The organism is Kribbella sp. (assembly GCF_035687465.1).
Classification (GTDB): Bacteria; Actinomycetota; Actinomycetes; order Propionibacteriales; family Kribbellaceae; genus Kribbella.
In genome coordinates, this window is the sequence record NZ_DASRXP010000253.1 from 1 (window position 1) to 9,566 (window position 9,566).

10 protein-coding genes are annotated in these 9,566 nt (G+C 68.0%); 6 read left to right on the forward strand and 4 right to left on the reverse strand.

Translation table 11 applies throughout. From position 1 onward, the window contains the following. Positions 1-2,430 (reverse strand): winged helix-turn-helix domain-containing protein (locus tag VFG33_RS12735; RefSeq protein WP_325025851.1); only part of this gene is annotated, 2,430 nt, incomplete at its 3' end. Positions 2,431-2,698: 268 nt separating this feature from the next. Here VFG33_RS12735 and VFG33_RS12740 point away from each other — a divergent pair. The 5 genes from VFG33_RS12740 (at position 2,699) to VFG33_RS12760 (ending at position 5,716) form a co-directional block, all read left to right on the forward strand. Then, on the forward strand, positions 2,699-2,965 hold the full coding sequence (locus VFG33_RS12740) for a DUF8691 family protein (protein ID WP_325025853.1): 267 nt from the start codon (positions 2,699-2,701) through the stop codon (positions 2,963-2,965). Continuing rightward, entirely contained in the window at positions 2,952-3,203 is a 252-nt protein-coding gene (locus tag VFG33_RS12745) for a hypothetical protein (RefSeq protein WP_325025855.1), read from the forward strand. The genes VFG33_RS12740 and VFG33_RS12745 overlap by 14 nt, the downstream gene beginning before the upstream one ends. 101 nt (positions 3,204-3,304) lie before the next feature. Further along, positions 3,305-3,751 carry a DUF6325 family protein gene (locus tag VFG33_RS12750; RefSeq protein WP_325025857.1) on the forward strand — a complete coding sequence of 149 codons (447 nt, stop codon included), beginning with the start codon at positions 3,305-3,307 and terminating at the stop codon, positions 3,749-3,751. Positions 3,752-3,761: 10 nt separating this feature from the next. After that, a complete protein-coding gene (locus VFG33_RS12755) occupies positions 3,762-4,052 on the forward strand; it encodes an SHOCT domain-containing protein (RefSeq protein WP_325025859.1) in 291 nt (96 codons plus the stop codon). 17 nt (positions 4,053-4,069) lie between these two features. Then, positions 4,070-5,716, forward strand: a complete 1,647-nt coding sequence (locus VFG33_RS12760) for an MFS transporter (protein WP_325025861.1) — start codon at positions 4,070-4,072, stop codon at positions 5,714-5,716. Here VFG33_RS12760 and VFG33_RS12765 read toward each other — a convergent pair. Next, positions 5,697-6,236, reverse strand: coding sequence for a potassium channel family protein (locus VFG33_RS12765; protein ID WP_325025862.1), 540 nt, complete (start codon positions 6,234-6,236; stop codon positions 5,697-5,699). The genes VFG33_RS12760 and VFG33_RS12765 overlap by 20 nt on opposite strands. Before the next feature lie 135 nt (positions 6,237-6,371). Here VFG33_RS12765 and VFG33_RS12770 point away from each other — a divergent pair, with 135 nt between their 5' ends. Next, positions 6,372-7,865, forward strand: coding sequence for a DUF2252 domain-containing protein (locus VFG33_RS12770; protein WP_325025865.1), 1,494 nt, complete (start codon positions 6,372-6,374; stop codon positions 7,863-7,865). Between the two features lie 13 nt (positions 7,866-7,878). Here the strand turns inward: VFG33_RS12770 and VFG33_RS12775 are convergent, their stop codons facing one another. Together VFG33_RS12775 and VFG33_RS12780 are read right to left on the reverse strand one after the other, a co-directional pair. Further along, positions 7,879-9,231 carry a hypothetical protein gene (locus tag VFG33_RS12775; RefSeq protein WP_325025867.1) on the reverse strand — a complete coding sequence of 451 codons (1,353 nt, stop codon included), beginning with the start codon at positions 9,229-9,231 and terminating at the stop codon, positions 7,879-7,881. Between the two features lie 31 nt (positions 9,232-9,262). Then, positions 9,263-9,566 (reverse strand): SHOCT domain-containing protein (locus tag VFG33_RS12780; RefSeq protein ID WP_325025869.1); only part of this gene is annotated, 304 nt, incomplete at its 5' end.

Here is a 9,566-nt window from a genome sequence, read left to right on the forward strand (position 1 = left end):
CTCGTGCTCCTTGCCCGTCAACGAGGTGGAGATGACCAACGCCGGCCCCGGCCGGCTCGAGGCCGGGGCGCGACCACGCAGCTGGCCGGGTGGGCGGAGCCACTGGTGGTGCCGGATCAGTTCACCGGTCGGATGAAGCAACCTTCGGACCGCCGGCGGCGCCTCCGAGAAGGGACGGCGCAGCTGCTCGGGGGCAGCCAGTCGCAGTGCGCGCTCCAGATAGAGCCCGCTGCGGCCGGAGTCCCCGGTCCTGATGGATTCGGCGGCCTGGACGAGCCAGCCGTCCACCCGGGTGTCGAGTGGGGCACCGCGATCGGCGGCCACGGCTGGCAGACCGGGACCGCGTTCGCCGGCCTCGGTAGCCGCTCGTCGCAGAACCAGCTGGGACTCGACCTGGTCGCGGCCCTGCGATTGCTTGATCACCCTGATGGCCTCATGGGGCAGGTTCTGTGCCACGAGTGTCTTGGCCTCGTCAACGATGAGGGCCTGACTGAGCCAGCCGCCGTACTGCGCGCCGTAGCTTTCTCTCGCGGCCCGCAGCTCCGCACCGGCCAGCCCGATTTCTCCCCCCGCACGCAGCAGTCTTGCCCGGACCAGCGCCAGTACGGCGGCAAGAACCCGTGCGTCGTGGGTGGGAGTGGCAGCTGCGGCGCGCTGGACCAGATCTTCGGCCGCTGTCAGGTCTCCCTGGTCAGCGTGCACCCAGGCTTCGGCCACGATCGCAGACCGCGGCTGATGGGGCTGCGCCCCGGAGTCCGCCAGCGTGGTCGCATGAGCTGCGACCTCGTCAGCGCGCCGCAGATGTCCCCACAGCGCTTCCACCAATGCGGCCATCCCGAGGAAGTCGGCCAGGGCCTCGTGCGCACCGGCTGCCTCGGCGACGGTGACGCCGTCGGTGAAGGCTGCCAGGGCCGCCGGGAAGTCTCCACGCTGTAGCAGCACGCGGCCCTTGCAACCCGCGACGAGCAGCGTCACTTCGGGATGCGCGATCGCCGGCTCCTGCGATGCCACACTCAGTTCTGCCTCCGCCGTGAGCATGGCGGCCAGCCCGGCCTCGAGGTCCGCCCCGAGACTGGCCGAGACCGCCTCCAGGACGATGATCGCCAGCTCGACGGCCTGCCGATGGGCGGAGGTCGGATCGTCCAGGAAGTCCCTGGCCTTCGCGAGCTCCCTCGTACAGCGGCCGACATCGAACTCGGCAAGCGCCTGCGCGGCTCTGACGACGGCTGCCTCCGCGCCGCCGAGATCATCCGGCAGGTCGGCGAACAACGAAGTGAGCTGACGGCGCTGACGCCCCACGAGCAGGCCGGCCAGGTAGAGATTCCCCACCAGGTACCTGGCCGCGCGTCCCCAGTCACCAGCTGTGATCGCGTGCAGGATCGCCTCCAGCGGCTGGTTGTTCCGGGCGAACCAATCGGCGGCAGCACTGTGCAGCGCAGGGGCGAGGGAGGGCCGCTCGAACAACAGTTGGGTGCGAAGGAACTCGCGGAACAGCGGCTGGTAGGTGTAATAGTCCGCAGTTCCCTGAACAGGCCGGATGAACGAGTTCCCGTGGGAGATGAACTGCAAGGACCGAAGGTCACCAGCGTGCCCAGTCAGTGCTTCGGCCAGCCCCGGACGGACTTCGTCGACGATGCAGGTCCGGAGCAGGAACTCGCGCAGCTCCGGGGGCTGCGCGTCGAACACCTCGGTCATCAGGTAGGCGGCAACGTTGCCAGCGTCTCCGCGGAAGTCCCGGATCACCTGCGCCGAGTCGGTCTTCCCGGCGAGGTTCATCGCCGCGAACATCAGACCGGCGGGCCAGCCGTCGGTCCGGGCCCGGAGCTCGGCCACCTCCGCCGGGGCCAGCTCCAGCTTCTGAAGCTGCATCAGCGCTGTGGCCTCTTCGGTCGTGAAGGCCAGATCAGCCGCCCGGATCTCGGTCACGGTGCCCGCCAGGCGGTAGAGGTGCAGGGGCAGAGGTGGGTCGGACCGGGTCAGCAACACCACCCGTACGCGCCCCGCGTTCCCGCGGATGAGGCGATGAAGGTTCTGCCCGAACTCTGAAGTCACCATCAGGTCGCCGCAGTCCACCACGAGCACCAGCACGTCCTGATCGGGCGCTCCCTCGGGTGTCCGCGGTGAATGCCAATCCAGTAGGGCCGCAGGCTGTTCGGTGGTTACATCGAGCGTGATGCGATTGACCGTGGCCGGCCCGTCGTAGAGCAGTTCCCATGACTCCAGCAACATCGTCTTGCCGAAGCCCGCAGGTGCGCTGACCAGGGTGAGTGGCCGCTGAATCCCCTGACTGACAAGATCGACAAGACGTTCCCGCAGTACTGTTCCCGGCGGGATCGCCGAGATCCGGTCCGTGGATCTCAGCTGATCGTCGACTGGCTTGCGCTTCGAACCACGTCCGGTTTCCGTCCCCAGATACTCATCGCCTGGCATGTTCCCTCCGGCAGCGATCTGTGGCAGCACCAAGCGCGGGGAGGGAGCGGCGGCGAGTCCACCATTAGACGAGACCACGGAATCGCCTGTAAAACCAGCGTTTTCCGTCCGACTGCCGAACATTTCGAGAACCCGGCCTACCGAAATGGCCATTCTGGCTTCACGCCGAAAAGTTTGTCCCCGGCGGGCAGTTCACCCCACAGGGATGAAGCCGCGGCACAGCTGTTTTGCCACCGTCGAACGCACACGCTGGAACGGAGTGGGTCCGATGGTCGAGGCGACGTACGAGATTCGCGTGGCGGGCGCCGTACCGGAACAGGACCTTCGGGACATGGGCGCGGTGACCCTGGCCGTCGATCAGGTGAACACCGTCCTGTACGGCATCCCGGACCAGTCGGCGCTCTACGGCCTGCTGGCAAGACTTCGGGCCCTGGGCATCGAAGTCGTCGAGGTTCGCCGGATCCTGGATCCGTCCTCGCCATCGACCGAATGGATCGACGTCGAGCCGGGTGGGGGAGACGATGAGCACCAGTGAGTGCCACCAGTCGTCGTACCAGGTCGTGGTGCTGGGGGAGCTGCGGCCGGCCGTCCTCGCCTTCTGCGCCCAGCCGCCGACACTCAACGAGACGTGTGGCGTGTTCCAGGTACGGGTCAACGACGGTGAGGGCGTCGCCGACCTGGCGGCCATGCTCCAGGCAGCGGGACTGGTGATCCTGAGCATCCGCCAGGTACACGAGAGCGAAGCATGGGCTGGTGCGAGCCTGTCCGCCTGAGCTCATCCCGGGCGGGTGATGACGCCGTCGATCCGCCACGGCAGGGTGGCGCACAAACAGGACGCAGGGCCGCGAGGATCCTGGTGGAGGGATGGAGAGTCATGCCGGATGCAGACGTTCACGGACCCATCGACTTCGTACTCATCGAGTTCACCGGCGATCGGCTCACCGGCCGGGGCGCCGAGGAGCTGATGAGTCTCGTCGAGCGGGGAATCATCCATGTCTATGACGTGCTGATCGTCGGCAAGGATGCCGAGGGCACCGTCTATGCCGTCGATCTCGAGGAATCGGCAGGCCGCGCCGGAGACTTCGCACACCTTGCTGGTGCCCGGTCGGGCATCTTGGCCGAGGACGACCTCCGTGAGGTGGCAAGCGCGATGCAGCCCGGCACGCTCGCTGCGCTGATCGTCTACGAGAACACCTGGGCCATCCCCTTCATCGCCGCCGCGCTGGAGTCGGGCGGTCAGCTGATCGCCGGCGGGCGCATCCCGGCGCAGGACGTGATGGACGTACTCGAAGCCATGGAAACCCTGGAAGCGACGAGCTGAGGAGACGGACATGCCAGGACTGTTGCGAGGACTTGTCAGAACCGCGGCCGTCGCGGGCACCGCGACGGCGGTCAGTGGCCGGATACAACGGCGTCAGAACGCCAAGTTCGTCCAGCGTGACGCGGCGACGGCAGCAGCACGCGACCAGGCGTACATGGAGCAGACCGCGCCACCGGCACCCGCCGCACCGCCCGCCACCGACCGCCTGGAGCAGCTCAAGACGTTGGGTGAGTTGAGGCAGTCGGGTGTGCTCACCGACGCCGAGTTCGAGGCGCAGAAGGCCAGAATCCTCGCAGGCTGACAACGAAGGGGCCCGCCATGGACGGGAACGCGGTCGTTTCCGAGGTACGCGGCGGGTCCGCCTCACGGACGGTACTGCTCACCCTGGCGGCGGGTCAGTTCCTGATGGCGCTCGACAGTTCTGTCATGAACGTGTCGATCGCGACCGTGGCCAACGACCTGGACACGACGGTCACGGGGATCCAGACCGCGATCACCCTCTACACCCTCGTGATGGCGTCGCTGATGATCACGGGCGGCAAGGTCGGCCAGCTCCTGGGCCGCAAGCGCGCTTTCGCGATCGGGTGCATCATCTACGGCGCTGGGTCGCTGACAACGTCGCTGGCTCCGAACCTCGCGGTGCTGCTGATCGGATGGTCACTGCTGGAGGGGATCGGCGCTGCGCTGATCATGCCCGCGATCGTCGCCCTGGTGGCTACGAACTTCGGCAAAGCCGAGCGCCCGCGCGCCTATGGCCTCGTCGCGGCAGCAGCGGCCATCGCAGTGGCCCTCGGGCCTCTGATCGGCGGACTACTGACGACGTACGCGTCCTGGCGCTGGGTGTTCGCCGGTGAGGTCGTCATCGTCCTCGCCATTCTCCTCCTGGCCAGGCGGATGGCAGACGCGCCGGCGGATCCCGCCGCCGGCCTGGATCTCGTCGGCACCGTCTCGTCCGCCGCCGGCCTCGGACTCGTCGTCTTCGGGGTCCTCCGGGCCGGCGCCTGGGGCTTCGTCAACCCGAAGCCGGGCGCACCAGCCTGGATCGGACTCTCGCCCGTGATCTGGCTGATCCTTGCAGGCGGCGCCGTGTTGTTCGGCTTCATCGTGTGGGAGCGCCGGCGTCAGGAGCGCAGCGCCGCGGTGCTGATCGACCCGGCGATGTTGGGCAACACCCGTCTCAGGGCTGGGTTGGTGTCCTTCTTCTTCCAGTACCTGCTGCAGGCAGGTCTGTTCTTCACCGTGCCCCTGTTTCTGTCGATCGCACTGGGGCTGTCGGCGATCCAGACGGGAGTACGTCTCCTTCCCCTCTCGCTGGCCCTGCTCGTCGCGGCCCTGGGCGTGCCGAAGTTCTTTCCCCAGGTGTCTCCGCGTCGGGTGGTGCGGGCCGGCTTCGTCCTCCTGTGCCTAGGCAGTCTGGCGTTGACCGCAGCGCTCGAGGTCGGTGTCGGAGCAGAGGTGGTCTCCTTGCCGCTGCTGTTGACCGGGCTCGGTATCGGGGCCCTGGCGTCGCAGCTTGGAAGCGTCACCGTGGCAGCGGTCCCGGACGAGCAGAGCGCGGAGGTGGGCGGACTCCAGAACTCTGTCAGCTTCCTGGGAGCGTCGATCGGGACCGCTCTGGCCGGGGCCGTGCTGATCTCCGCGCTCACGAGTTCGTTCCTCACCGGCATCAAGGACGACCCGGCCGTCCCGAACCAGCTCTCGTCGCAGGCTCAGGTTCAGCTCGCCGGTGGTGTTCCGTTCATTCCCGACGACGCGCTGAGTCACTCGCTGGCCGACGCCGGTGTCGACCAGGGCACGGCGGCCGCGATCGTCGGCGAAAACTCGGAGGCCCGGCTGGACGGCCTGCGGTCGGCGCTGTCGGTGCTGGCCCTGCTCGCGCTCGTCGCGTTGTTCCTCACCGGCGGCATCCCGACCCGCCAGCCGGCCGCCGAAGGCGACGCAGTACTCATCCCTCCCGGCGACTGAGACTGTGCTGGACGGCATCGAGGAACGTGCGAGCAACCAGGCCGACGATGACGAGATCGCCGAGCATCTGCACGATGGCGACCGCGCGGGCCGCGGGTGACACGGCGACGACGTCGCCGAAGCCGACCGTCGCAAAGATGGTCACGGTGAAGTACGCCGAATCGAGCCGGGTCAACGGCTCGGAGAAATTCTCCGGGCGGGCAAGTCCCATCAGGTAGTACGTCGTGGCGAAGACGGCGAGGAACAGCGGCACCGACGTCGTCAGCGCGCCGATCGCCCTGACCCGCGGGTACGGCGACCGGGTGATCTCGCGGATCTGCCAGACCAGCACGAGCGTCACGACTGCGAGCCCGCCACCCAGGGCGACGGTCAACGAGCGGTCGAGGCGGCTCATGGGCAGGAGGAAGTAGCCGGCGACGATGACGCCCGACACCAGCAGGGAACGCAGCAGCGACGTCACGGCGAGTCGACGGCGGGTCCGCGCGGGGAGCTGCTGGTAGGCGATCGGGTTGGCTGTCACAGGTTCAGTGAAGCCCGGACAGTGCGGGGTTGGTTCATCCATCGGGGGTGATGCTCGGTTTGCGACGGTGATGTTGGCTGGAGCCTTGACTGATGTGGGTCTGCTCACGCGAGTCGGCCACGAGCGGAGGGCAGCATGAGTGCACGGAGCACGCTGGTGAAGGCGGCCACGGCAGTACCCGCCCCGAGACGAGCCGATGCCAACGGCCGGTCGACGCCGCCGGTCCGTCATCTCGCACCGACCGAACGAGCCCGCAGAGGACTCGCGGCGCGGGCAGCACTGCCGCCGCGCGAGCAGGCACATCTGGTGATGCCGACGAACCGACCGGATCCCGTCTCGTTGCTGGAGCAACAGGCCCTGACCCGGGTCCCCGAACTGGTGCCGGTACGGCATGGCCGGATGATGGCGTCGCCCTTCACCTTCTTCCGGGGTAACGCTCTCGGGATGGCGACCGACCTGGCCGCGGCGCCGGTGTCCGGCCTGGCGGCGCAGCTGTGCGGTGACGCCCACCTCTCGAACTTCGGGGTTTTCGGCTCTCCCGAACGGCGCCTGCTCTTCGACCTCAACGACTTCGACGAGACGACCGTCGGTCCGTGGGAGTGGGACGTCAAGCGGCTCGCCGTGAGCATCGCGGTCGCCGGCCGCGACAACGGCTTCTCGCGGAAGGAGCGTCGCAAATGCGTCCTCGAGACCGTCCGACGCTATCGCGATGCCACCGCCGACTTCGCCGCGATGCGCACGCTGGACGTCTGGTACGCCCGAGCCGACATCGACGAGCTCCAGGAGACGCTGAGCGGCAAGCTGAACGCGAGGCGGCGCAAGAACTGGGACCAGGCCAAGGTCAAGGCACGCGGTAGCGGCAGTCTGAAGGCCTTCGGCAAGCTGACCGAGATCACGGACGACGGGGTGCGGATCAAGGCTGATCCGCCGTTGATCGTGCCCGCCGCCGATCTCCTGCCCGACGCCGGCCGCGAAGAGCTCGAGACTCAGATGAAGCTGCTGCTGAACCTCTACCGGCGGAGTCTGCCTCACGAACTGCGGGCGCTGTTCGACCAGTTCGAGTTCATCGACATCGCCCGCAAGGTGGTCGGGGTGGGCAGCGTCGGCACGCGGTGCTGGATCGTGCTCCTGCGCGGCAGGGACGACGGCGATCCGCTCTTCCTGCAGGTCAAGGAGGCTGGGCCTTCGGTGCTCAAGGGCAACGTGCCGTCGGCGCTGAAGCAGCGGTCCGCACCCCGGAACGAGGGGGAGCGGGTGGTGGTCGGTCAACGCCTGATGCAGGCGGCCAGTGACATCTTCCTCGGGTGGCAGCGGGTCGAAGGCATCGACGGACAGGTACGCGACTTCTACGTCCGGCAGTTGCGGGACATGAAGTTCTCGTTGCCGGTGGAGACGATGGACCTGCGCGGCATGACGATGTACGGCCAGGTCTGCGGCTGGACGCTGGCCAGGGCGCATGCCCGCTCCGGCGACCGGATCGCCCTCGCGACCTATCTCAACAGCGACGACGCGTTCCCGGAGGCGATGGCCGAGTACGCCGAGGCGTACGCGGACCAGAACGAACGCGACTACCAGGTCTTCCGCGACGCCATCAAGAGCGGTCGCCTGGCGTGCGAGAGCGGGTTGTAGCCGTCGGTCGGGGTCAGGCTGGTGCGCTGGGACCGGCGCCGCCGACCCGAACCGGGCCTGCCGCCGGTGGTCGGCCGAGGAACTCGATCACGGCGACCAGGAGCAGGACGACTGCGGCAGTGACCACGACGACAGAGACAGTGGGCCGCGACCACAGCGTCAGCACCAGGGCTCCGCCGACGACGCTCGCGATCAGCAGCAAGCGCTTGTGGAGGTAGGTCCACGCTCCGAACGATCCCGTGTTCAGCCCGGCGGATTCGGATTTGCCGCGCACGGATCCGATGCCGTTCTTCAGCGCCGCGCGCGTTCGTACAGCGCCCGTGGACGGGCCGGAGAAGAAGGCGGCAAGAGCGACGATGAGCGCGAGCGCTCCGACGGCTCGCAGGCTGTAGCGGAGGTACTGCACGATGGTGTCGAAGATGCTTCCGCCCGCGTCGCGCGAGATCACCTCCGCCGGTAGAGCGTTCAGGTAGAACACGCGGGCCAGGGTCAGGGCGACTCCGAGCACCAACATCGCTCCCGCGAATCCCAGCGCGCCCATCAGGAGAGCCCGGCGGCGATTGCGGGCGACGAACACGCCTGCGGCAAGCAGGAGGAGGGCGATCAGCGGCAACCAGACGCCGAGCGTGTTGAGGAGCCGGTAGAGGCCTTGGGCCTTGGTGACCGCCTCGGACTGCATCAGCACGATCGACTTGTCCACGACCGGGATCCTGTCGGCCAGTCCGAAGCCGGCGGCCACGAGCCGCTCTTTCACCTGAGCGATGATCGGCGCCAGGTTGAGTGTGACGGTGTCGTTCTGTGCGCTGAGCGCGCCGCCCTGGTTGCCTTCGAGCAGCTTGACCAGTGACGCGTGCGCCGTCCGGTTCGCCTCCGTCCAGAGGGTGGCGAACTGTGGGCTGGCGACGAGGTTGTCGACCTGGGTTCGGATGAAGCCCTGGATGCCGTTCACGAGCGGCCCGCTCAGCGCCTCGAGGTTGGCCGCCACCCGCGGTGGCAAGCCCTGCTGGGCGATCGCGTCCAGGGTCTCGGTGGTGATCGCCCGGAGGTCGATGGCGGCGAAGATCTCGCTGGTCACGGCGTCGGAGATGGTCTTTTGAACGGCTGGGTCGCGCCCCAGCGGGGCGACGGTCTCGAGGTATCGGTCCGTATCGGAGACCTGCCTGCTCGCCCAGACGGCCGTCACCGACAGGAAGGCGAGCAGGCACGACAGGGTGATCAGGACGGCAGACGCGATACTCCGCCCGATCATCCCGCGGCCCCTGGGGTCAGGTGGACCCGATGCCGCCGGTGGTTCACCGGCGGCCCGTTCGTGTTCGAGCTGGGCCACCCGCTCGCGCAGTCGGCGTACCTCATCGGTCTCGCTCATCGCCGACCTCCTCTCCGCTCCGGGTGACAGGTCAGACGGCCAGTGCCTTCGTCTTGAGGGTGTCGAACTCCGACTGCGAGATGGTGCCCTTGTCGAGCATCGCGCTGGCCTGGGCGATCTGGTCAGTAGGACTGGCCGTGCCCGCGACCTCCTTGATGTAGGCCTCCTGCCGCTTCTGGGCGGCAACCTGGCTGCTGACCGTCCGCCGTGCCATGCCGCTGCCGCGGGCGATGACGTAGACCAGCGCAGTGAGCAGCGGAAGGATCAGGAGGGCGAGGAGCCAGATCGCCTTGACCGGCCCCGAGGTCTCGGGGTCGCGGAACAGGTCCGCCACG

What these genes read in the sequence shown, in the direction of transcription:
- VFG33_RS12740 (WP_325025853.1), top strand. Translation starts at nt 2,699, where the DNA reads ATGGTCGAGGCGACGTACGAGATTCGCGTGGCGGGCGCCGTACCGGAA.
- VFG33_RS12745 (WP_325025855.1), top strand. Translation starts at nt 2,952, where the DNA reads ATGAGCACCAGTGAGTGCCACCAGTCGTCGTACCAGGTCGTGGTGCTG.
- VFG33_RS12750 (WP_325025857.1), top strand. Translation starts at nt 3,305, where the DNA reads ATGCCGGATGCAGACGTTCACGGACCCATCGACTTCGTACTCATCGAG.
- VFG33_RS12755 (WP_325025859.1), top strand. Translation starts at nt 3,762, where the DNA reads ATGCCAGGACTGTTGCGAGGACTTGTCAGAACCGCGGCCGTCGCGGGC.
- VFG33_RS12760 (WP_325025861.1), top strand. Translation starts at nt 4,070, where the DNA reads ATGGACGGGAACGCGGTCGTTTCCGAGGTACGCGGCGGGTCCGCCTCA.
- VFG33_RS12770 (WP_325025865.1), top strand. Translation starts at nt 6,372, where the DNA reads ATGAGTGCACGGAGCACGCTGGTGAAGGCGGCCACGGCAGTACCCGCC.
- VFG33_RS12775 (WP_325025867.1), bottom strand. Translation starts at nt 9,231, where the DNA reads ATGAGCGAGACCGATGAGGTACGCCGACTGCGCGAGCGGGTGGCCCAG.